The sequence below is a fragment of the Paraburkholderia atlantica genome, from assembly GCF_000092885.1.
GTDB lineage: Bacteria > Pseudomonadota > Gammaproteobacteria > Burkholderiales > Burkholderiaceae > Paraburkholderia > Paraburkholderia atlantica.
In genome coordinates this window covers 515,806-538,138 of the sequence record NC_014117.1, presented here as the reverse complement: position 1 = coordinate 538,138, position 22,333 = coordinate 515,806, and the positions used below count along the sequence as shown (strand labels likewise).

Here is a 22,333-nt window from a genome sequence, read left to right as displayed (position 1 = left end):
CCGATGCCACGCCCCGTCACATGCGGGTGTGCTCCGGCTTGCCAGCGAGCCGCCGCCCGGTACAATCAAACGAAACACAACGAGCAGGACACCATGGAAGAGGACGACATCGTCGCCGTATGGTCCGAACGCGTTCGCTCGGCCAGCGCCGAGGGGCGCGCGGTGCGCATCCGTGGCGGGGGCACCAAGGACTGGTATGGCCAGACGCTGGAAGGTGAGATCCTCGACACGCGCGCTTATCGCGGCATCATCGCGTACGATCCGGCCGAGCTCGTGATCACCGCGCGCGCGGGAACGCCGCTGCTGGAAATCGAAGCCGCGCTCGCCGAGCACGACCAGATGCTGCCCTTCGAGCCGCCGCACTTCGGTCCGCAGGCCACCTTCGGCGGCTGCATCGCCGCGGGCATTTCGGGGCCGCGCCGGCCGGCCGTGGGCGCCGCGCGCGACTTCGTGCTCGGCGCCGTCGTGATGAACGGCCAGGGCCAGGTGCTGCATTTCGGCGGCCAGGTCGTCAAGAACGTCGCGGGTTATGACGTGTCGCGGCTGCTCGCGGGCTCGCTCGGCACCCTCGGGCTGATCCTCGAGCTGTCGGTCAAAGTGCTGCCGCGCCCGCAGGCCGAAGCCACGCTGAAGTTCGACATGAATGGCACCGACGCGGTACGCAAGCTCAACGAATGGGGCGGCCGGCCGCTGCCGATCACCGCGAGCGCATGGCGCAACGGCACGCTCGCGGTGCGCCTGGGCGGCGCGGAGGCCGCGGTCAAGGCCGCGCGCACAGGGCTCGGCGGCGAAGTCGTCGATGCGGTCGAAGCCGAACGCTTCTGGGGCGGCCTGCGCGAACAGACCGACTCGTTCTTTGCGAGCATTCCGCCGAAGGCCGCGCTGTGGCGTCTCGCGTTGCCGTCGATCACCGAGCCGCTGCAGCTGCCCGGCGCGCAACTGATGGAATGGGGCGGCGGCCAGCGCTGGTGGATCACCGACACCGACGCGCAAACCGTGCGCATCAGCGCGAAGCAGGCCGGCGGCCATGCAACCATTTTCCGCAGCGGCCACGGCTACGACCGCAGCGCCGGTGTATTCACACCGCTACCCGCGCCGCTGATGAAAATCCATCGCGGCCTCAAACAAGCATTCGACCCGGCCCGCATCTTCAACCGCGGCCGTCTCTACCCCGACTTCTGAGCGACGCGATGCAAACCAACCTCGCGGACTTCATTCGCAATACGCCCGATGGCAACGAAGCGGACGCCATCCTGCGCAAATGCGTGCATTGCGGTTTCTGCACGGCTACCTGCCCGACCTATCAACTGCTCGGCGACGAGCTCGACGGCCCGCGCGGCCGGATCTACCTGATCAAGCAGATGGTCGAAGGCGCGCCGGTCACGCGCAGCACCCAGGTACACCTAGACCGCTGCCTCACCTGCCGCAACTGCGAAACGACCTGCCCGTCCGGCGTGCAGTACGGCCGGCTCGTCGAAATCGGTCGCAAGCTCACCGAAGAGAAGGTCACGCGTCCGCTCAATCAGCGGCTGATGCGGCGGCTGCTCGCGAGCGTGCTGCCGAACAGCGCGATCTTCACCCCCGCAATGCGGCTGGGCCAGCACGTGCGCGGCCTGCTGCCGAAGAAGCTGCGCGACAAGGTGCCCGCGCGTCAACGCCCGCTCGAATGGCCGAGCGCGAAACACGACCGCAAGGTGCTAATGCTCGCCGGCTGCGTGCAACCGTCGATGATGCCGAACGTCAACATCGCGACCGCGCGCGTGTTCGACGCGCTCGGCATCGAAACGCTGATCGCGCCCGAAGCCGGCTGCTGCGGCGCGATCCGCCTGCACCTCGGCTACAACGAAGAAGCGCTCGACGACGTGCGCGCGAACATCGACGCATGGTGGCCCTACGTCGAACAGGGCGTTGAAGCGATCGTGATGAACGCGTCGGGCTGCGGCGCGACGGTCAAGGAATACGCGCACCTGCTGCGTCTCGATCCCGAGTATGCGGAGAAGGCGCGCCGCATCGTCGAGTTGACGCGCGACGTCTCCGAAATCCTGCCTGAGTTCGAAGAGCAGCTCGTCGCGATCACGCGCCGCCGTTCGGTGCACACGGTCGCGTTCCATCCGCCCTGCACGCTGCAGCATGGCCAGCAGATCCGCGGCAAGGTCGAGCAACTGCTCGGCGCGCTCGGCCTCGAAGTGCGCCTGCCCGCAGACAGCCATCTGTGCTGCGGCTCGGCCGGCACCTACTCGCTGCTGCAGCCGCGCCTGTCGTACGCGCTGCGCGATCAGAAGCTCGAGCGTTTGCAGGCGCAGGAACCGCAGGTGATCGTGTCGGCGAACGTCGGTTGCATCGCGCATCTGCAAAGCGGCACGTCGACGCCGGTCGCTCACTGGATCGAATTGGTCGAGCACATGCTGTCCGTATAATCGGGGCATCGTCTTCGCTGAACACCGGTTCGTTCCATGTCCGACCTGCCTCGCCGTTTCGCCGATCACTTCGCTCACAATCTCGCCGACGTGCACGAGCGCATCGCCAAGGCCGCGCAAGCGGCCGGCCGCGATGCGCAGTCCGTGATGCTGCTCGCGGTCTCCAAGACCTTTCCTGCCGATGCCGTGCGCGACGCTCATGCGGCCGGTCAGCGCGCATTCGGCGAGAACTACGTGCAGGAAGCGCTCGACAAGATTCAGACGCTCGCCGATCTGCGCGCATCGCTCGAATGGCATTTCATCGGGCCCCTGCAATCGAACAAGACACGCCCCGTTGCCGAGCATTTCGACTGGGTGCATTCGGTCGATCGGCTGAAGATCGCGCAGCGGCTGTCGGAGCAGCGCCCCGATAATCTGCCGCCGCTCAACGTTTGCCTGCAGGTCAACGTCAGCGGCGAGGCGTCGAAGAGCGGCGTTGCGCCCGACGAGGCGGCCGCCATCGCGCACCAGATCACCGCACTGCCGAAGCTGAAACTGCGCGGGCTGATGTCGATTCCGGAACCGGCCGGCGATCTGGACGCCCAACGCGCGCCGCATCGCCAATTGCGCGAGCTGTTCGAGCGCTTGCGTAACGACGGGCTCGCGCTCGATACGCTGTCGATGGGCATGTCGGCCGATCTCGAAGCAGCCGTGCTCGAAGGCGCGACGATCGTACGCGTCGGCACCGCGATCTTCGGCGCGCGCGACTACTCGCGCTGAGCTTTTCCACGGGCCTTGCGCGAACCTGGCTGCGCGAAGCCCTCACCGCATCTCATCTGAACCTATCCGGACCATCATGAAAATTGCGTTTATCGGCGGCGGCAACATGGCCGCGGCGTTGATCGGCGGCCTCATCAAGCGGGGCGTCGCGCCCGCGGACCTGTACGCGATCGATCCGAACGAAGACGCGCGCAAGCGCAACGAGCAGCAATTCGGCATCCGCACCGGCGCGGCCGCCGACGGCACGCTCGCCGACTACGACGCGGTCGTGCTTGCGGTGAAGCCGCAGATCCTGAAGAGCGTCGCCGAGACGCTGGCACCGCATCTGCGCGCGTCGCAACTGATCGTCAGCATCGTCGCGGGCATTCGCATCGGCGACATGTCGCGCTGGCTGAATGGCCACGGCCGCATCGTGCGCGTGATGCCGAATACGCCGGCGCTGATCGGTATGGGCGTGACGGGTCTCGTCGCCAGCGGCAGCGTCGACGAAGCGGGCCGCGCGCTCGCGTCGCAAGTGCTCGGCGCGGTCGGCGAAACCGTCTGGTTCGACGCCGAAGCGAAGATCGACGCGGTCACCGCGATCTCGGGCAGCGGACCGGCCTACGTGTTCTATTTCATCGAAGCGCTGCAGGAAGCCGCGCGCCAGCTCGGTATGGACGAAGCGCAGGGCCGCGCGCTCGCGGTCGCAACCTTCACGGGCGCCGCGCAACTCGCGGCCAATTCCGAGGAGCCGCCGAGCGTGCTGCGCGAACGCGTGACCTCGAAAGGCGGCACGACCGCGGCAGCGCTCGCCTCGTTCGACGCGAGCGGCATCAAGGACGCGATCGTGCGCGGCGCACTGGCCGCCGATGCGCGGGCGCGCGAGATGGGCGACGAGTTCGGCAAGCACTAACGCGAACCGGCGTCGCCAGGAAATACCGGAAACAAAAACACCGTAGCGCGCCTGCCTTTTTCCAATCAGGGCAGGTGCCTACGGCGTACAGATCCAGCAGCGTTGTGAAGGCAAAAAATCGCTAACGCGAATTAAAACGAAGTCACCGCGTAATGCGCGGCGATCCCCGCGAACAACGCGCCGCCGAGCCAGTTGTTGTGACGGAACGCGGCAAAGCACGGCATCCGCTCGCGATTGCGGATCAGCGTGTAGTGATAAATCGCGCAACCCACCGCGGCCGCCCAGCCGAGCCAGTACAACGGGCCAAACCCGAGCGTCAGGCCGATGCCGACGTAAATCCCCAGCGTCACCGCATAACACAGCATGACCGCGGCCACGTCGAAGCGGCCGAAGGTCAGCGCCGATGTGCGGATGCCGATCTTGATGTCGTCGTCGCGATCGACCATCGCATACTCGGTGTCGTACGCAACGGCCCAGAAGATGTTCGCGACCAGCATCACCCATGCGAGCAGCGGCACGTGATCCTGCACCGCTGCGAACGCCATCGGAATGCCGAAGCCGAACGCGATGCCCAGATACGCCTGCGGAATCGCGAAGAAGCGCTTCATGAACGGATACGTGCCAGCGACGAACAGCGCGACCACCGACAACTCCTTGGTCAACGCATTGAGCGGCTGAATCAGCAGAAACGCGATCAGCGACAGCACGGTAGCCAGCACGACCGCTTCCCACGCATTGATCTTGCCCGACGTGATCGGCCGGTTCTCGGTGCGCTTCACGTGACGGTCGAAATCGCGGTCCGCATAGTCGTTGATCGCGCAGCCGGCCGAGCGCATCAGCACCGTGCCGAGCGTGAAGATCACCAGCAATTGCCACGACGGATGACCGCCGGAAGCGATCCACAGTGCGTTGAGCGTCGGCCACAGCAGCAGCAGGCTGCCGATCGGTTTGTCCATGCGCACGAGGCGCAGATACAGGGGAAGTCGGGCGAACATGGGACGAATTCGGTGAAGTGCGAACACGGTGCGCCTATTTTACGGGAAGCGCACGGCGCCTCTGAATTCGCCTGCCCGCGTATCGAGGTGCCGCGCGCTCGCACCCGTGCATCACGCGGCGGCGGCGAAAAAACAAAGCCTCCCGTACAGGGAGGCTTGTGCGTTTCTGGCACGGCGCGGGTGCTGCCCGCACCTGCATTCGAACGTGAGTCGGCCGGCTCAACCGCGCCAAATCACGCGAGCAGCGAGCGCAGCATCCATGCGGTTTTTTCGTGCGTCTGCATGCGTTGCGTGAGCAGGTCGGCGGTCGGCTCGTCGTTGGCGGCTTCCGTCGCCGGGAAGATCGCGCGCGCGGTGCGCACCACGGCTTCCTGACCTTCGACCAGCTGGCGGATCATGTCTTCCGCGGTCGGCACCCCATCCGCTTCGGGAATCGACGACAGCTTCGCGAAATCCTTGTAGGAGCCCGGCGCATGCACGCCCAATGCGCGGATACGTTCGGCGATCGAGTCGACTGCGAGCGCGAGTTCACTGTACTGCGTTTCGAACATCAGATGCAGCGTGTTGAACATCGGACCCGTGACGTTCCAGTGGAAGTTGTGGGTCTTCAGGTACAGCGTGTAGGTATCGGCGAGCAAACGCGACAATCCTTCGGCGATCTTCTTGCGATCCTTGTCGCTGATCCCGATGTTGACGTGCTGTACGGCTGCTGCGGCTTCTTTCTTGGCCATGACGACTCCTTCGAAGAGTGATACGAACCGGTCGGCAGATGACGGTCTGCGGAAACACGAATAAAACTGTTCGACAGTGTAGCGTGAATTGCCGCAAGCTTCGCTCAAGACGTGCTCGGGGGCCTTGCTGAGCCGCCATCCTGGCGGTACTGCGCTCAGCCGCCCAGCGCGTGCTGCAACGCCTGCGCGGCGATTACCGCAAAGCCGCTCGCGACGATCGCAACGCCCATCGCCTTGCGCAACATCAACGCCTGCCGTTGCGCCTGCATGCTCGGCGTGGCGGCCGGACCGCCGATGCTTGCCGTCATCATCTGAATCATGATCGTACTCCCGGTTCGTCTCGTGACGGCCGCAGCAACGCGCTGCGCCGTCGAATACTCTGCTACTGCCTTGCCATGCGCCGCGTACGGGACGCCTAACGGTTTCTGCCTTCCTGCAATGCGGCGAGCGCCGCGATCACACCTTCCGCGTAAGCCGGATCGGCGCGGCGGAAATGCTCGATCTGACGCGCGACGATGTCCTGCGGCACGCCGTCGATATGTCGCGCGATATTGCCGAACAGACGCTGACGCTGCGCGTCGTCGAACAGCGCGAACAACATGCGCGGCTGCGTGTAGTAGTCGTCGTCCTCGCGATGCTCGTAACGCGCGACCGCGCCCGCCGCAAGAGGCGGCTCCGATGCGTTCGCGTCCTGCGCGAAGTCGCCGAAGCGATTCGGCTCGTAATTCACATTGCCGCCGAGATTGCCGTCGGTACGCATCGCGCCGTCGCGATGGAACGAATGCGGGTTCGGCACGCGCGGCGCATTCACCGGAATCTGGTGATGATTGATGCCGAGCCGGTAACGCTGCGTATCGCCGTACGAGAACAGACGCCCCTGCAACAGACGGTCCGGCGAAAAGCCGATGCCCGGCACCACGTTCGCCGGCGTGAACGCCGCCTGCTCGACGTCCGCGAAATAGTTCGCCGCGTTGCGGTTCAACTCGATCGTGCCGACGTCGATCAACGGATAGTCCTTCTGCGACCACACCTTCGTGATGTCGAACGGGTTGAAGCGGTAGTTCGCCGCATCCGCTTCGGGCATCACCTGAATCGCGAAGCGCCACTTCGGGAAGTTGCCCGCGTCGATGCTGGTCACCAGATCGCGCTGCGCGCTTTCACGATCATGGGCGACTACCTGCGCGGCTTCGGCGTCGGTGAAGTTCTCGATACCCTGCTGCGACTTGAAGTGAAACTTGACCCAGAAGCGCTCGTTGTTCGCGTTGGTGAACGAGTACGTGTGCGAGCCGAAGCCGTGCATCTGCCGGTAGTTCTTCGGGATGCCGCGATCGCTCATCAGAATCGTCACCTGATGCAGCGACTCCGGATGACGCGCCCAGAAATCCCACGCCGCGACGTTGTTGCGCAGGTTCGTGTACGGGTCACGCTTCTGCGTATGAATGAAGTCCGGAAACTTCAGCGGATCGCGGATGAAGAACACCGGCGTGTTGTTGCCGACCACGTCCCAGTTGCCTTCTTCGGTGTAGAACTTGATCGAGAAGCCGCGCACGTCGCGCTCGGCATCGGCCGCGCCACGCTCGCCGGCCACGGTCGAAAAGCGCATGAAAAGCGGCGTTTCCTTACCGACCTGCGCGAATACCTTCGCCTTCGTGTAGCGCGAGATGTCGTGCGTGACCGTCAGCGTGCCGAACGCACCCGAACCCTTCGCGTGAACGCGACGCTCGGGAATCACTTCGCGATCGAAGTGCGCGAGCTTTTCGAGCAGCCAGACGTCTTGCAGCACGACCGGGCCGCGCGGGCCGGCGGTCATCGAGTTCTGGTTATCGGCGATGGGCGCGCCGGCGGCATTGGTGAGCTTACGTTCGGACATGAGCACTCCTGCGTGGTTTTATTGGATCAGAGGAAATCGCGCGGTATCCGTGCGCTACGGACGCCGTCATGGGTAGGCGCGTCAGGCGGCCAGCACCCGGTCGACCAGCAACGACATCGCGACCGCGCGGATACTCGGCGCGGCGGCCGTCATGGTCGGTTGGGTGGGAAAAGCGTGGATGCGCTGTGAAACTGCTTGCATGATGTTTTCCTCCTGGCTTGTGTGACGCCCCGACTGGGGAGTCGGAGGCTGAGCCTTATCGAATCAGGGGATCGGGCGATCCATGGAGGAAACTATAACAATAGCTATCGAATATTCGTATTTGATTAATTTAATCTATTCGATAGAGCTCGCGCCCTTTTTCGCGGCAGACCGCGCCGATATCCGGCGTGGCTGCGGGATGGCGGCGCGTCAGTTGACGGCAGCGGGCAGATCGAGTTTTTTGACGCCCGGCAGCTCGCAGGCGGCGATTGCTTCGCAGATCGCATCGATCGCGGGCATGCGCGTGAAGCTCTTGCGCCATGCCAGCACGACGCGGCGATCGGGCACCGGTTCGTCGAACGCGACATAGCTGAGCAGGCCGGCGTCGATACCACCCGCATGCGGCTTGACCTCGTGCACCGACATGCGCGGCAGCACGGTAATGCCGACGCCGCTCGCGACCATATGACGAATCGTTTCGAGCGACGAACCCTCGAAAGTCTTCTGAATGCCGTCCGCGTTCTGCGAAAAGCGCATCAACTCGGGACATACGCCGAGCACGTGATCGCGGAAGCAGTGGCCGCTGCCGAGCAGCAGCATGGTTTCCTGCTTCAGATCGTCAGGGTCGATCTTCGAGCGGCCTTCCCACGCGTGACCGGACGGCAGCGCGACGACGAACGGCTCGTCGTACAGCGGGCGCAGCATCAAACCGGTTTCCGGAAATGGCAGCGCCATGATCGCGACGTCGATTTCGCCCTGCTTGAGCAGTTCGATCAGCTTCAGCGTGTAGTTTTCCTGCAGCATCAGCGGCATCTGCGGCACACGCTGGATCATCTGCTTGACGAGGGTGGGCAGCAGGTACGGCCCGATCGTGTAGATCACGCCGAGGCGCAGCGGACCGACCAGCGGGTCCTTGCCCTGCTTGGCGATTTCCTTGATCGCGAGCGTCTGCTCGAGCACGCGTTGCGCCTGCGTGACGATCTGTTCGCCGATCGGCGTGACGCTGACCTCGCTGGTGCCGCGCTCGAAAATCTGCACGTTCAGCTCGTCTTCGAGCTTCTTGATGGCGACGGACAGCGTGGGCTGGCTGACGAAACACGCTTCGGCGGCCCGGCCGAAGTGCCGCTCGCGGGCCACCGCCACGATGTATTTCAATTCGGTGAGCGTCATTCGGGGATCAATCAGTACGATAGATTCGATAGGTTCTAGTTATACACCTATAGGGTCGGTTCGCCAACCTTTTAGCCGTTCCGTTCGTGGCGGAGGTCTCGCGCTCAGGCTTTCAGATATTGCTCGCGTGCGCCGAGCCAGCGCGCCAGATGCTGGAGGACCACGTCCGGATACTGGTCGAGCAGCGTCGCGGCGGCTTCGCGCGCGGGCTCGATCAGGTGCTGATCGTTCTGCAGGTCGGCGAAACGCAGCATCGCCGCGCCCGACTGCCGCGCGCCGAGGAACTCGCCGGGCCCGCGGATTTCGAGGTCGCGGCGGGCGATCTCGAAGCCGTCGGTGGTTTCGCGCATCGTTTGCAGGCGTGCGCGGGCGGTCATCGACAGCGGTCCGGTGTACAGCAGCACGCAGACCGACGCGGCGCTGCCGCGTCCCACCCGACCGCGCAGCTGATGCAACTGCGCGAGACCGAAGCGCTCGGCGTGCTCGATCACCATCAACGACGCGTTCGGCACGTCGACGCCCACTTCGATCACCGTGGTCGCGACCAGCAGCTGGATCTCGTTGCGCGAGAACGCGTCCATCACCGTGGCCTTTTCGGCGGGTGCGAGGCGCCCGTGCACGAGGCCGACCTTCAGCTCCGGCAGCGCGGCCACGAGCGTCTCGTAGGTCTCGACCGCGGTTTGCAGCTGCAGCGTCTCGCTTTCCTCGATCAGCGGACACACCCAGTACACCTGGCGCCCCGTCAGCGCCGCCTCGCGCACCCGGCCGATCACCTCTTCGCGGCGCGCGTCGGACACGAGCTTCGTGAGGATCGGGGTGCGGCCCGGCGGCAGTTCGTCGATCGTGGAAACGTCGAGGTCCGCGTAGTAGGTCATCGCGAGCGTGCGCGGAATCGGCGTCGCGGACATCATCAGCTGATGCGGCTGGAAGTCGGACGCGCCGTCGGCGGCGCCCTGCGCCTTCGCGCGCAGCGCGAGCCGTTGCGCGACGCCGAAGCGATGCTGTTCATCGACGATCACGAGCCCGAGGCGCGCGAACTCGACCGCGTCCTGGATGATCGCGTGGGTGCCGATCACCAGCTGCGCGGTGCCGAGCGCGGCCGCTTCGATCGCGGCGCGCTTCTCCTTCGTCTTCAGACTGCCCGCGAGCCACGCGACGTTCACGCCGAGCGGCTCGAGCCAGCCGCGCAACTTGCGCGCGTGCTGCTCGGCGAGGATTTCGGTCGGCGCCATCAGCGCGGCCTGGTAGCCGGCGTCGATCGCCTGCGCGGCGGCAAGCGCCGCGACGATCGTCTTGCCGCTGCCGACGTCCCCCTGCAACAGCCGCTGCATCGGATGCGGCTGCGTCAGATCGAGCGCGATCTCGCCGCCGACGCGCTGCTGCGCGGCCGTCAGCGAAAACGGCAGCGCCTTCAACAGACGCGCGACCAGCGCCGACTCGTCGCCGAGCTTGCGGCGCGGCATCGCCGGTGCGGCGCGGTTGCGCCGCTCGTCGTGCGCACGCTTCAGCGACATCTGCTGCGCGAGCAGTTCTTCGAACTTGATGCGCACCCAGGCCGGATGCGTGCCGTCGATCAACGCCGTTTCGTCCGACTGCGCGCCCGGATGATGCAGCGTGCGCACCGCGTCCATCAGCGCCGGCACGCCGAGCGGTTCGAGAAACGCGCGCGCGACCGGCGCAGGCAGCAGCTCCGGCAGCGACGTGCGCGCCAGCGCGTTGTCGATCGCCTTGCGCAGATACGCCTGCGACACGCCCGCGGTGCTCGGATAGACCGGTGTCAGCGCCTGCGGCAGCGGGGTGTCTTCATCGACGACGCGCACGGTCGGATGCACCATCTCCATGCCGAAGAAGCCGCCGCGCACGTCGCCACGCACGCGCAGGCGCGCACCGGGCGCCATCTGCTTGACCTGCGAGCCGTAAAAATTCAGAAAACGGAGCACCAGCTCGTCGCCCTCGGCGTCGCGCAGCTTCACGAGCAATTGCCGGCGCGGGCGATAGGCGATCTCGTTGTCGAACACGACGCCTTCGGTTTGCGCGACGCCGCCGGGCAGCAGGTGACCGATCGGCGTCAGCGAGGTTTCGTCTTCGTAGCGCATCGGCAGATGCAGCACGAGGTCGATGTCGCGTGTGAGGCCGAGTTTGGCGAGCTTGTCGGCGGTTTTGGCTGCGGGTTTGGCGGCGGGCTTCGCCGTGGCTTTGGTTTTGGCGGCGGGTTTGTCGCCGCTCGCGGGGTCGCCGTCGCGCCCGGCATCATGGCCTGCGGCGATCATGCCGCCTTGCGCGCCGTCATCTGCCGCCTCCGGTTCCCCCGCCTCCGCTCGCGCACTGCGGCGCCGCGGCTCGGCACCCGCTTCGACGGTGGCAACGGACGATCGGCGGTCGGACAAAGGCATGGGCTGCTTCGCAAGTACAATATCGGCTGCTGTCGAAATAAAATCGTGCCGCCCTGCGCGCATCCAGCGCGGGCAAGATGCGGCTCGAACGCGCACGCGGGCCGCTTCGGCGTCCCGCCATCATAGCCGCCCGGCTCCGGCTTCGGCTCAATTCAGTCCCAAATCAGTACCAATCCGCTTCCAGTCGTTCGCATGTTTACGCTTTCCGATTTCGATTTCGATCTGCCGCCCGAGCTGATCGCGCAAGTCGCGCTGCCGGAGCGCAGCGCCAGCCGTTTGCTCGACGTGGACGCCGCGGGCACCGCCGACGGCGCCGCGCGCCTGATCGACCGCCGCTTTACCGAATTGCCCGAGCGCCTCGCGCCGGGCGACCTGCTGGTCTTCAACGATACCAAAGTGCTGAAGGCGCGTTTCTTCGGCCAGAAGGCGAGCGGCGGCAAGATCGAAGTGCTGGTCGAGCGCCTGACCGGCGAGCGCAGCGCGCTCGCGCAGATCCGCGCGAGCAAGAGCCCGCAGGCGGGCACGACGATCCGGCTCGCGGATGCGTTCGACGTCACCGTCGGCGAGCGCGTCGATCAGTTCTACACGCTGCACTTCCCCGACGACTGCCTGACGCTGATCGAGCAATACGGCCGTCTGCCGCTGCCGCCGTACATCGAGCACGATCCCGACGCGACCGACGAAACCCGCTATCAAACGGTGTACGCGCAGAACCCGGGCGCGGTCGCCGCGCCGACCGCCGGCCTGCACTTCGACGACGCGCTGCTCGCGAGGCTCGACGCGCTCGGCATCGAACGCGCGACGCTGACGCTGCACGTCGGCGCGGGCACGTTCCAGCCGGTGCGGGTCGAGAACATCGCCGAGCACAAGATGCACAGCGAGTGGTATCACCTGCCGCAAGCGCTGGCCGACAAGATCGCTGCGACCAAAGCGCGCGGCAACCGCGTGATCGCGGTCGGCACGACCTCGATGCGCGCGCTCGAAGCCGCCGCGCGCGACGCCGAAGCCGCCGGCCATCCGCTCGCCGCGGCGAGCGCGGAAACCGACATCTTCATCACGCCGGGATACCGCTTCCGCGTGGTCGACCGGCTGGTCACGAACTTCCACTTGCCGAAATCGACGCTGCTGATGCTGGTGTCGGCGTTCGCCGGTGTCGAGACGATTCGCGCCGCGTACCGACATGCGATCGACGAGCGCTATCGCTTTTTCAGCTACGGTGACGCGATGCTGCTGACGCGGCGCGATGCCTAAGCCGGTTCGAGCACTGCTTCAGCGTATTGGCTGTTTTCCCAACCGCCGCGATCCGTCGTGGCGGTTTTCATTGATTGCGCCGGACTGTTTTCCGGTAGCACAGGAGTGATCCCCATGACCTTTGGTCATCCCTCGCAGCATCCTGCCCACGAGCGCCCGGAGAATGGCCTCAAATTCGAACTGCTCGGCACCGACGGCCTCGCGCGCCGCGGCCGCGTCACGTTGAACCACGGCGTGGTGGAGACGCCGATCTTCATGCCGGTCGGCACCTACGGCACCGTAAAGGCGGTCCAGCCGCGCGAGCTGGACGAAATGCACGCGCAGATCATCCTCGGCAATACGTTTCACCTGTGGCTGCGCCCCGGCCTCGAAACCATCGAGGCGCACGGCGGCCTGCACGGCTTCATGGGCTGGAAGAAGCCGATCCTGACCGACTCGGGCGGCTTCCAGGTGTTCTCGCTCGGCGATCTGCGCAAGATCACCGAGGACGGCGTCACGTTCGCGTCGCCGATCAATGGCGACCGGCTGTTCCTGTCGCCGGAAGTGTCGATGCAGATCCAGAAGGTGCTGAACTCCGACATCGTGATGCAGTTCGACGAATGCACGCCGTATGCGACCAACAACGTCCCGACCTCGCACAAGGAAGCGGCCGAATCGATGCGCATGTCGATGCGCTGGGCGCAACGCTCGATCGACGAATTCCAGAGCCTCGGCAATCCGAATGCCCTCTTCGGCATCGTGCAGGGCGGCATGTTCGAGGATCTGCGCGACGAGTCGCTCGCCGGTCTCGCCGAGAAGAACTTCCACGGCCTCGCGATCGGCGGTCTGTCGGTCGGCGAGCCGAAGGAAGACATGATGCGGATCCTGAACCACATCGGCCCGAAGCTGCCGGCCAACAAGCCGCACTACCTGATGGGCGTCGGCACGCCGGAAGACCTGGTGGCCGGCGTCGCCGCCGGCGTCGACATGTTCGACTGCGTGATGCCGACGCGCAACGCGCGCAACGGCTGGCTGTTCACGCGCTTCGGCGACATCAAGATCCGCAACGCGACGCACAAGAACTCGCTGCGCCCGCTCGACGAGCAATGCGGCTGCTACACCTGCCGCAACTTCACACGCGGCTATCTACACCACCTGCATCGCGTCGGCGAAATCCTCGGCGCGCAGCTGAACACGATCCACAACCTGCACTACTACCTCGAACTGATGCAGGAAATGCGCGATGCGATCGAGGCGAAGCTGTTCGACGCGTTCCGCAAGCGCTTCCACGAAGACCGCGCGCGCGGCGTCGAACCGTCGTCCTGACGGCACGGTACGTGAATGCCGCTGAGGATTGCCCCATGCGGCACGCGGACAACTTACAATTTGCTTTCGCCGGCCGCTGAATTTGCCCCAATCTGACCTTTAAACGGTTGATCGCAAAGCCGATTCGCCGTGCCGGCGCTCGTGTGGCCGGTGGTAGAATAATCGGCTGATTTTTTGTTCGTTTGTTTGACCAATAACGGAGAGACCAACGTGTCGTTCATTTCCAATGCCTTCGCGCAAGGCGCTGCAGCAGGCGGTATCGAATCGAACCTGATGAGCTTCCTGCCGCTGATCCTGATGTTCGGCGTGCTGTACTTCATCATGATTCGCCCGCAAATGAAGCGTCAGAAGGAACATCGCAACATGCTCGCAGCGATGGCCAAGGGCGATGAAGTCGTGACGAACGGCGGTATCGTCGGCAAGGTGACGAAGGTGGGCGAAGCCTACGTCGGCATCGAAATCTCGGAAGGCACGGAAATCACCGTGCAGAAGGCGTCGGTCACGACAATTCTCCCGAAGGGCACGATCAAGTCGCTGTAAGGCCTGCACTCCTCGCGTCCGGCGCGGCCTCGCCGGCGGTTCAGGCACTTCGCTGAACGGCCCGCGCTCATCGCCGGACGCATCGCATCCAAGCCAACCTTCCCGTTGGACCACTCATGAATCGCTACCCCCTCTGGAAATACGCCGTGATGCTGGTGGCCCTGGTCATCGGCCTCGTGTACACGCTGCCCAATCTGTACGGCGAAGCGCCGGCGGTGCAGGTGTCGAGCGGCAAGGCCACGGTCAGGCTCGACGCCACCACGCTGGCGTCGGTCGAAGCCGCGCTCGCAGGCAATCAGATCAAGCCGACCGCGGTCACGTTCGATAATTCGCAGAACAACGCGAACATCCGCGTGCGCCTGACGGACACGGACACGCAACTGCGCGTCAAAGACCTGCTGCAGAAGTCGCTCAATAGCGACCCGAACGATCCGCAATACATCGTCGCACTGAACCTGCAAAGCGCGTCGCCGACCTGGATGACCGCGCTGCGCGCACTGCCGATGTACCTCGGTCTCGACCTGCGCGGCGGCGTGCACTTCCTGCTGCAGGTCGACATGGCCGGCGCACTGAACAAGAAGCTCGATTCGGACGCCTCGGACGTGCGCACGCTGCTGCGCGACAACAACGTGCGCGACGGCGGCGTGAATCGCGTGAACCAGTCGGTGGTGGTGAATCTGGCCGATCAGGCCACGGCGGACGCGGCACTCAAGCTGCTCGGCCGCGGCGTCAGCGAACTCCAGTGGACCTCGCAGCCGAGCCCCGGCGCGGACGGCGGTGTGCAGCTGGTCGGCACTTTCACGCCGGCCGTGCAGCGCGCGGTGCAGGACGCCGCGCTGAAGCAGAACATCACGACGCTGCATAACCGCGTGAACGAACTCGGCGTGGCCGAGCCGGTGATCCAGCAACAGGGCGCCGACCGCATCGTGGTCGAACTGCCGGGCGTGCAGGACACCGCGAAGGCGAAGGACATCATCGGCCGCACGGCGACGCTCGAAGCGCGCCTCGCCGACCCGGTCAACACGCATCCGAACCCGAACGACCCGGTGCCGCCGGGCGACGAACTCTTCACGCAAGGCAATCAGGCGCCGGTGCTGCTGCGCAAGCAGGTGATCTTCACCGGCGACCGCATCATCGACGCATCGGCGGGCTTCGACGAGCATCAGCGTCCGTCGGTCAACATCCGTCTCGACTCGGCCGGCGGCCGCGCGGTGCGGGCGGTGTCGCGCGACAACATCGGCAAGCCGATGGCGATGGTGCTGTTCGAACGCGGCAAGGGTGAAGTGCTGACGGTCGCGACCATTCAGTCGGAACTGGGCGACCGCTTCCAGATCACCGGTCAGCCGACCCCGCAAGCGGCCGCCGATCTCGCGCTGCTGCTGCGCGCCGGTTCGCTCGCCGCGCCGATGGAAATCATCGAGGAACGCACGATCGGTCCGAGCCTCGGTGCCGACAACATCAAGAAGGGCTTCCACTCGGTCGTGTGGGGCTTTGCGGCGATCGCCGTGTTCATGATCGCGTATTACATGCTGTTCGGCGTGATCTCGATGATCGGCCTGTCCGTGAACCTGCTGCTGCTGGTCGCGGTGCTGTCGATGCTGCAGGCCACGCTCACGCTGCCGGGTATCGCCGCTATTGCGCTCGCGCTCGGTATGGCGATCGACGCGAACGTGCTGATCAACGAGCGCGTGCGTGAAGAGTTGCGCCACGGCGCGCCGCCGCAACTGGCCATCCAGAACGGCTACGCGCACGCGTGGGCGACGATTCTCGACTCGAACGTGACCACGCTGATCGCCGGCCTCGCGCTGCTCGCATTCGGCTCGGGTCCGGTACGCGGTTTCGCGATCGTCCACTGTATCGGCATTCTGACGTCGATGTTCTCGGCGGTGTTCTTCTCGCGCGGCCTCGTCAACTTTTGGTACGGCGGCAAGAAGAAGCTGAAGTCGCTGTCGATCGGCCAGGTGTGGCGTCCGCAAGCGGCCGCCGGCTCGGCTGCTTACGCCGGCGGCCTCGGCAGCAGCGACGCCGCGACCGATACCGCGCAGGCCATCGCCACGGCGAAGGCGAGCGCGAAGGCAAGCTCGAAGGCACCGGCCGCAGCCGGCGCGCAGGGTCGCGCGAAGCCGACCGTGCGCCGCCGCAATGCGCCGGGCACGCCGACGTCGAATGGCTCGACGCCGCAGAAACCGGGTTCATCCCGCTGAGTCCCGGAGAACAAGACCATGGAATTTTTCCGTTTCCGCAAAGACATTCCGTTCATGCAGCGCGCGTTGATCTTCAACGCGATCTCGCTGATCACCTTCCTCGCCGCCGTGTTCTTCCTCGTGCATCGCGGGCTGCATCTGTCGGTGGAATTCACCGGCGGTACCGTAATCGAGGTTCAGTATCCGAGCGCGGCGCCGCTCGACCCGGTGCGTGCCACGCTCGGCAAGCTCGGCTATGCCGACGCGCAGGTGCAGAACTTCGGCACCGCGCGCGACGTCCTGATCCGTCTGCCGCTGAAGTCGGGCTTCACGTCCGCGCAACAGAGCGAGCAGGTGATGAGCGCGCTGAAGGCCGATACGCCCGAGGTGCAGTTGCAGCGCGTCGAGTTCGTCGGTCCGCAGGTCGGCAAGGAACTCGCCACCGATGGTCTGCTCGCGCTCGCGTGCGTGGTGATCGGTATCGTCATCTACCTGTCGTTCCGCTTCGAATGGAAGTACGCGGTCGCCGGCGTGATCGCGAACTTGCACGACGTCGTGATCATTCTCGGCTTCTTCGCATTCTTCCAGTGGGAATTCTCGCTGTCGGTGCTCGCCGCGGTGCTCGCGGTGCTCGGCTATTCGGTCAACGAATCGGTGGTTATCTTCGACCGGATTCGCGAAACCTTCCGCCGCGAACGCAAGATGAGCGTGATCGAGGTGATCAACCACGCAATCACCAGCACGATGTCGCGTACCATCATCACGCACGGCTGTACGCAGATGATGGTGCTGTCGATGTTCCTGTTCGGCGGGCCGACGCTGCACTACTTCGCGCTCGCGCTGACGGTCGGTATTCTGTTCGGTATCTACTCGTCGGTGTTCGTCGCCGCGGCGCTCGCGATGTGGTTCGGCGTCAAGCGCGAAGACCTGATCAAGGAAAAGAAAGAAAGCCACAATCCGGACGATCCGAACGCGGGCGCGCAGGTTTGATGCGCGCGTAACCGCTGAGGATTGCGCGGAATAAAAAAGGCCGGTTCGATCGAACCGGCCTTTTGCGTTTACGCCGTGCGCGGTCGCCACCGCCTCGAACTTAGCGGAACCCCAGCTTGCGCCGCGCGCCAATCAGCGCCGCGATGCTCAGCAGCGCGGCGAACATCACGTAGTAGCTCGGCGCTGCCTTCGATCCGGTCACACTGATCAGCCACGCGATGATGAACGGCCCGAAGCCGCCGAAAATCGTCACCGCGATGTTATACGCGAGCGACATGCCGGTAGTACGCGTCTGCACCGGGAAGATCTCCGACAGCAGGCCCGGCGTCGCGCCGAAGTAGCCGCTGACGAGAAAGCCGAACACGATCTGCCACACGATCAGCGTGCCGAAGCTCGGATGCGCGATCAGGAACGCGAATGCCGGATAGACGAGCACGAACAGCAGCACGGCCGCTCCCAGCATGATGCGCGTGCGTCCATGCAGATCCGACCAATGCCCGGCCACCGGCGAGAACACCATCTGGATCAGTCCCGTGACCGCGATCGCCGAGAACGCGACCGACGGCGCGAGCCCCAGTTGCCGCACGCCATAGGTCGGCATGAACAGCATCAGATACGAGGACACGGTGCCGAGGATCACCACGCCCATCGCGATCACGAGCCGCAGCTTCTGCGTTGCGAACGTGTCGCGCAGCGGCGTCTGTGTTGTTTCGGCGGCAAGGAATTCGGGCGTCTCGTCGAGCTTCGTGCGGATGTAGAACGCGACCGGCCCGATCAGCAAACCGAAGAAGAACGGCACGCGCCAGCCCCACGACGTCATCTGCTCCGGTGACAACCCGCCGGTCAGCAACGCGCCGAAGCCGGCCGCAAGCAGCGTCGTCAACCCTTGGCTCGCCATCTGCCAGCTCGCGTAGAAGCCGCGCCGCCCCGGCTCGTGCTCGGCGAGAAACGCGGTCGCGCTGCCGAACTCGCCGCCGGCCGAGAAGCCTTGCATCAGCCGCGCGAGCACGAGGATCAGCGGCGCGGCGAGACCGATGCTCTGATAGGTCGGCAGAATCGCGATGATCAGCGTGCCGCCCATCATCAGCATGATGGAAAGCGTGAGCGCCGCCTTGCGCCCGGCGCGGTCCGAGTACGCGCCGATCACGATTGCGCCGAGCGGCCGCATGAAAAACGACACGCCGAAGGTGCCGAGCGTCAGCAGCAGCGACACGGTGTCGTTGCCGGCCGGAAAAAACAGTTTGGAGATGGTCACGGCGAAAAAGCCGTAGACCACGAGGTCGAACCATTCGAGCGCGTTGCCGATCGAGGCGGCGACCACCGCGCGCCACGAATTCTGCCGGCTTCCCGCGATGCTTGCTGCTGTCGTTGCATTCATCCAGATCTCCTGTGCTGCGCGAAATATTTATTCGAAACAACGCGTGACGTCCGCGCTGGCCATCCCGGCAACGCGCACCACCGGCATGGCTGCGTGCGCTCTATTTAACTGAAAAAATAAAAGTGAAGCGAGCGACAAATGCCCGATGCGGGCCGATGCGGGTCGATATGCGCCACGGATGGCCGCGTCGTTCGCTACGGGCGATAAAAAACCGCTTCGTCGGTGAACGGCCAAAGCGGTTTTCGTGTTGCGGCGCAGCGTGAATCGAATCGTGACAGCGGCTCGCGCGCGCCGCCGGCTGCGAAGATACCGTCGCGCTTACTGCTGCTTGATGCCTTCCGACTGGATATGCAGGCGCGTCTGCATGCTGAAGCCGTACTTCGCGCCGAAGTCCATGCCGTAGTCGGCACGATTGAATTCGGTGCTCGCCTCGACGCCGCACACTTCGCGCTTGAGCACCGGATGCTGCATGCACTTGAACGAATCGACCTTCAGATTCACCGGCTTCGTAATGCCGCGAATCGTCAGATTGCCGATCACCTCGACCGGCTTGTCGCCGTCGAACCTGATCTCGGTGCCCTTGTAGGTCACGGTCGGATACTTCGCGACGTCGAAGAACTCGCCTGATTTCAGATGATCGTCGAGCTTCGGGTTGCCGGTCTGCACCGAAGCGGGGTCGACGGTCACGTCGAGGGTGCCGGTTTTGCCCGCGCGATCGAGCGTCACCGTGCCCGTGGTCTTCGTGAATTTGCCGCGCCAGATCGACAGACCGCCAAAGTGGTCGGCCTCGAAGCTCGGAAACGTATGCATAGGATCAAGCGTATAGGTATCGGCGAAGGCGCCGAGCGATAGCGACGAAGCCAGCGCGCCAACAGCGATCAACATGGACGTTTTCAATTCGTGCTCCTGTTTTGCGTTGAAAATCGCGGTGCAACCTGCGGTGGGAAAACGGCCGCGCCCCACGTGGCGCGGCTGTCATCGCAAACGCCGCGCGGGTTACTTGTGCGCGGCGACGATATGAAACTTGATCACGACCTCGTCGGCGACGACCGACGTGTCCTTCCATTCGCCAGTGCCGACGTCGAACTGCGAGCGCTTGATCGGCAACGCGCCGTCGAAGGTCTGCGTCGCGCCCTGCTGGCTCACCGTGACCGGCACCACGACCGTCTGCGACTTGCCCTTGATGGTCAGCTTGCCGGTCACCTTGAACTGATTGGCACCGGCCGGCGCGATCTCGCTCGACACGAACGTCGCGCGCGGAAAAGCCTTCGCGTCGAACCATTCCTTGCCGCGCACCTGCTCGTCGTAGCTCTCGTCGCCGAGATCGTAGCTGGCGACGTCGATGTCGATCTGCGCGCTGCCGGCCGTCGGCTTGGTGGGATCGAAGCTGACCTGCGCGCTGAACTTGTTGAACTTGCCTTCGACCGGCACGTTCATCTGCTTCGAGGTAGCCGTCACCGAACTCTTCGCGACGTCGACCTGCGCGAGCGCGGCGCCCGCGGCGCTCAGCGATGCCGCTGCGAATGCGGCCAGCATGTAGCGATAAAACGAAACCTTCATGGTTGTCCTTATTTGAGGAAGGGGATCATGCGCGACAGCAGACCGTCGCGGTCGAGCCATTGATGCTTGAGCGCCGCCGCGACGTGCAGCGCGACCAGCACGAGCAACGTGTAATTCAATGCGATGTGCAGGTCCTTCAGCACTTCCTTCAGGTGCGGATCGGGCGCGATGATTCGCGGCAGCGGAATCAGCCCGAGGTAGACGACCGGCACGTTCGCGGCCGAGCTATACAGATAGCCGGACACGGGAATCACGATCATCAGCGCGTACAGCAGCAGATGCGTTAGATGCGCGGCGGCGCGCTGCCAGGTCGGCATGCGGCGCGGCATCGGCGGTCCGGCATGGGTCGCGCGCCACAGGATGCGCACGATCGCGAGCGCGAACACGGTCACGCCGATCCATTTGTGCCACGAGAAATAGCGCAGCTTGGTGGGCGTGAAGCCGGGGATATCCGTCATCACCCAGCCGAGCGCAAAGCCGCAGACGATCAGCAATGCGATCAGCCAGTGAAACGCGATGGCGGTCCGCGTGTACGACTCCCGGGTACCGAACGATGGATTGAGTGTCATGACAGATCAACGCAGGCTGTTAGAAGTTAACGGCGCGCCGCGGCCGGCTATTCCGCGATCACTGCCGCGCACCGGCACGGCGGGCGGCCGATGCGGCCGGCATCATCGCCAGAAGAGGGCCGCTGGGGATGCCACGGGCGCCATGCTACCCCAAGCGGGCAAAGCTGGCTGTAGCGCGTCGGCGGAACGGGCCCGAATTTTGCAGCGCAGCAGCCCGCTGAGCGCCGCGCGCGCTTCGCGTCGGTCGCGCGGCCGCGTTTGGTACTATTGCTGCTCACTGCCGCCCCATCCCTCGTAAAGAACAGGCCTTGCACGCCGCCTCTACGTCGTTAGCCCATCTGCCGCATGGAACATGACAACCTGATCGCGTGCCATGAATGCGATACGCTGTTCCGCAAGCCACGGCTTGTCGGGCGCGTCGCCGCGCGTTGTCCGCGCTGCCGCGCGACGCTCTATCGCGGCGTATCGCGCAAGCTCGACGCGATTTGCGCACTGACGCTCGCCGCGCTGATCACCTTCGTGATCGCGCAGGGCTTTCCGATCGTCGAACTCGAAACCAACGGCATCACCTCGCAGACTACGCTGTTCGGCGCGCTCGTCGCGCTGTGGAGCGAGGACATGCAGATCGTCGCCGTGATGGTGTTCTGCTCGACGATCCTCTTTCCGCTCACCGAACTCGTCGCCCTGCTCTACGTGCTGGTGCCGCTGCGCTCCGGCTATGTGCCTCCGCATTTCCATCGCGTGCTGCGCGCGATCCAGTTCGTGCGGCCGTGGGGCATGATCGAAGTGTTCATGCTCGGCGTGCTGATCACGATCGTGAAGATGGTGAGTCTCGCCCGCGTGATCCCCGAGGCGGCGCTGTTCGCGTTCGGCGCGCTGACGCTGATGTTCGCGGTCGTCGTCACGTTCGATCCGCGTGTGCTGTGGGATGTCGCCGACGAGATCGACGCGAGCGGCGATCGGCCGTTGCCGCGCACGTCGGCCGACAGCGCGGCGCTCGCGCTTGGTTCGCTCGCCGGTCCGCCGGCGCCGTCCACGCGCGTCGCTGGCTCGACGGCTGGCAGCGCTGACGGTGCCGCTGGCGGCGCTCCGCCCGGCTTGCCGCCCGCGCCGCGCGAAGGATGAGTCC

At 65.0% G+C, this 22,333-nt stretch carries 20 protein-coding genes; 10 read left to right on the top strand and 10 right to left on the bottom strand.

Going from position 1 to position 22,333, the window contains the following annotated elements; genetic code table 11:
• Positions 1-93 precede the first annotated feature (93 nt).
• The 4 genes from glcE (at position 94) to proC (ending at position 4,068) form a co-directional block, all read left to right on the top strand.
• A complete protein-coding gene (gene glcE / locus BC1002_RS02410; protein ID WP_013088486.1) occupies positions 94-1,182 on the top strand; it encodes a glycolate oxidase subunit GlcE in 1,089 nt (362 codons plus the stop codon).
• 8 nt (positions 1,183-1,190) lie between these two features.
• Positions 1,191-2,417 (top strand): glycolate oxidase subunit GlcF, encoded by a 1,227-nt coding sequence (gene glcF / locus BC1002_RS02405; RefSeq protein ID WP_013088485.1) that lies wholly within the window; start codon positions 1,191-1,193, stop codon positions 2,415-2,417.
• A gap of 36 nt (positions 2,418-2,453) precedes the next feature.
• Complete coding sequence (locus BC1002_RS02400) at positions 2,454-3,176, top strand: YggS family pyridoxal phosphate-dependent enzyme (RefSeq protein ID WP_013088484.1); 723 nt, start codon at positions 2,454-2,456, stop codon at positions 3,174-3,176.
• A 76-nt stretch (positions 3,177-3,252) separates the two neighbouring features.
• Positions 3,253-4,068 (top strand): pyrroline-5-carboxylate reductase, encoded by an 816-nt coding sequence (gene proC / locus BC1002_RS02395; RefSeq protein ID WP_013088483.1) that lies wholly within the window; start codon positions 3,253-3,255, stop codon positions 4,066-4,068.
• A 131-nt stretch (positions 4,069-4,199) separates the two neighbouring features.
• Here proC and ubiA read toward each other — a convergent pair whose 3' ends face one another.
• The 6 genes from ubiA to recG form a co-directional block, all read right to left on the bottom strand.
• Entirely contained in the window at positions 4,200-5,063 is an 864-nt protein-coding gene (gene ubiA, locus BC1002_RS02390; RefSeq protein ID WP_013088482.1) for a 4-hydroxybenzoate octaprenyltransferase, read from the bottom strand.
• A gap of 233 nt (positions 5,064-5,296) precedes the next feature.
• On the bottom strand, positions 5,297-5,794 hold the full coding sequence (locus BC1002_RS02385; protein ID WP_013088481.1) for a Dps family protein: 498 nt from the start codon (positions 5,792-5,794) through the stop codon (positions 5,297-5,299).
• A gap of 155 nt (positions 5,795-5,949) precedes the next feature.
• Positions 5,950-6,114, bottom strand: coding sequence for a hypothetical protein (locus tag BC1002_RS38360; protein WP_013088480.1), 165 nt, complete (start codon positions 6,112-6,114; stop codon positions 5,950-5,952).
• A gap of 95 nt (positions 6,115-6,209) precedes the next feature.
• Positions 6,210-7,664, bottom strand: coding sequence for a catalase (locus BC1002_RS02380; protein WP_013088479.1), 1,455 nt, complete (start codon positions 7,662-7,664; stop codon positions 6,210-6,212).
• Positions 7,665-8,075: 411 nt separating this feature from the next.
• On the bottom strand, positions 8,076-9,035 hold the full coding sequence (locus tag BC1002_RS02375) for a LysR substrate-binding domain-containing protein (protein WP_013088477.1): 960 nt from the start codon (positions 9,033-9,035) through the stop codon (positions 8,076-8,078).
• Between the two features lie 104 nt (positions 9,036-9,139).
• Complete coding sequence (gene recG, locus BC1002_RS02370) at positions 9,140-11,428, bottom strand: ATP-dependent DNA helicase RecG (protein WP_013088476.1); 2,289 nt, start codon at positions 11,426-11,428, stop codon at positions 9,140-9,142.
• 192 nt (positions 11,429-11,620) lie between these two features.
• Here recG and queA point away from each other — a divergent pair, with 192 nt between their 5' ends.
• From queA to secF, 5 genes are all read left to right on the top strand, one after another.
• The gene (queA, locus tag BC1002_RS02365) at positions 11,621-12,679 is read left to right on the top strand and encodes a tRNA preQ1(34) S-adenosylmethionine ribosyltransferase-isomerase QueA (RefSeq protein ID WP_013088475.1); all 1,059 of its coding nucleotides are present in this window, start codon (positions 11,621-11,623) and stop codon (positions 12,677-12,679) included.
• Between the two features lie 114 nt (positions 12,680-12,793).
• Positions 12,794-13,984 carry a tRNA guanosine(34) transglycosylase Tgt gene (gene tgt / locus BC1002_RS02360; protein ID WP_013088474.1) on the top strand — a complete coding sequence of 397 codons (1,191 nt, stop codon included), beginning with the start codon at positions 12,794-12,796 and terminating at the stop codon, positions 13,982-13,984.
• A gap of 210 nt (positions 13,985-14,194) precedes the next feature.
• Positions 14,195-14,524, top strand: coding sequence for a preprotein translocase subunit YajC (yajC, locus tag BC1002_RS02355; RefSeq protein ID WP_008922485.1), 330 nt, complete (start codon positions 14,195-14,197; stop codon positions 14,522-14,524).
• Positions 14,525-14,640: 116 nt separating this feature from the next.
• Entirely contained in the window at positions 14,641-16,728 is a 2,088-nt protein-coding gene (gene secD, locus BC1002_RS02350) for a protein translocase subunit SecD (protein WP_013088473.1), read from the top strand.
• A gap of 18 nt (positions 16,729-16,746) precedes the next feature.
• Positions 16,747-17,697 carry a protein translocase subunit SecF gene (gene secF, locus BC1002_RS02345; protein WP_013088472.1) on the top strand — a complete coding sequence of 317 codons (951 nt, stop codon included), beginning with the start codon at positions 16,747-16,749 and terminating at the stop codon, positions 17,695-17,697.
• A 100-nt stretch (positions 17,698-17,797) separates the two neighbouring features.
• Here the strand turns inward: secF and BC1002_RS02340 are convergent, their stop codons facing one another.
• The 4 genes from BC1002_RS02340 to BC1002_RS02325 form a co-directional block, all read right to left on the bottom strand.
• Positions 17,798-19,075, bottom strand: coding sequence for an MFS transporter (locus BC1002_RS02340; protein WP_013088471.1), 1,278 nt, complete (start codon positions 19,073-19,075; stop codon positions 17,798-17,800).
• A 318-nt stretch (positions 19,076-19,393) separates the two neighbouring features.
• Positions 19,394-19,960: a YceI family protein gene (locus BC1002_RS02335; protein ID WP_041734550.1), complete on the bottom strand. Its 567-nt coding sequence runs from the start codon at positions 19,958-19,960 to the stop codon at positions 19,394-19,396.
• A 111-nt stretch (positions 19,961-20,071) separates the two neighbouring features.
• Positions 20,072-20,635 carry a YceI family protein gene (locus BC1002_RS02330; protein WP_013088469.1) on the bottom strand — a complete coding sequence of 188 codons (564 nt, stop codon included), beginning with the start codon at positions 20,633-20,635 and terminating at the stop codon, positions 20,072-20,074.
• 8 nt (positions 20,636-20,643) lie between these two features.
• Positions 20,644-21,204 (bottom strand): cytochrome b, encoded by a 561-nt coding sequence (locus BC1002_RS02325; RefSeq protein ID WP_013088468.1) that lies wholly within the window; start codon positions 21,202-21,204, stop codon positions 20,644-20,646.
• Positions 21,205-21,549: 345 nt separating this feature from the next.
• Between BC1002_RS02325 and BC1002_RS02320 the strand changes: the two genes are divergently transcribed.
• The gene (locus BC1002_RS02320) at positions 21,550-22,329 is read left to right on the top strand and encodes a paraquat-inducible protein A (RefSeq protein ID WP_013088467.1); all 780 of its coding nucleotides are present in this window, start codon (positions 21,550-21,552) and stop codon (positions 22,327-22,329) included.
• Positions 22,330-22,333 lie beyond the last annotated feature (4 nt).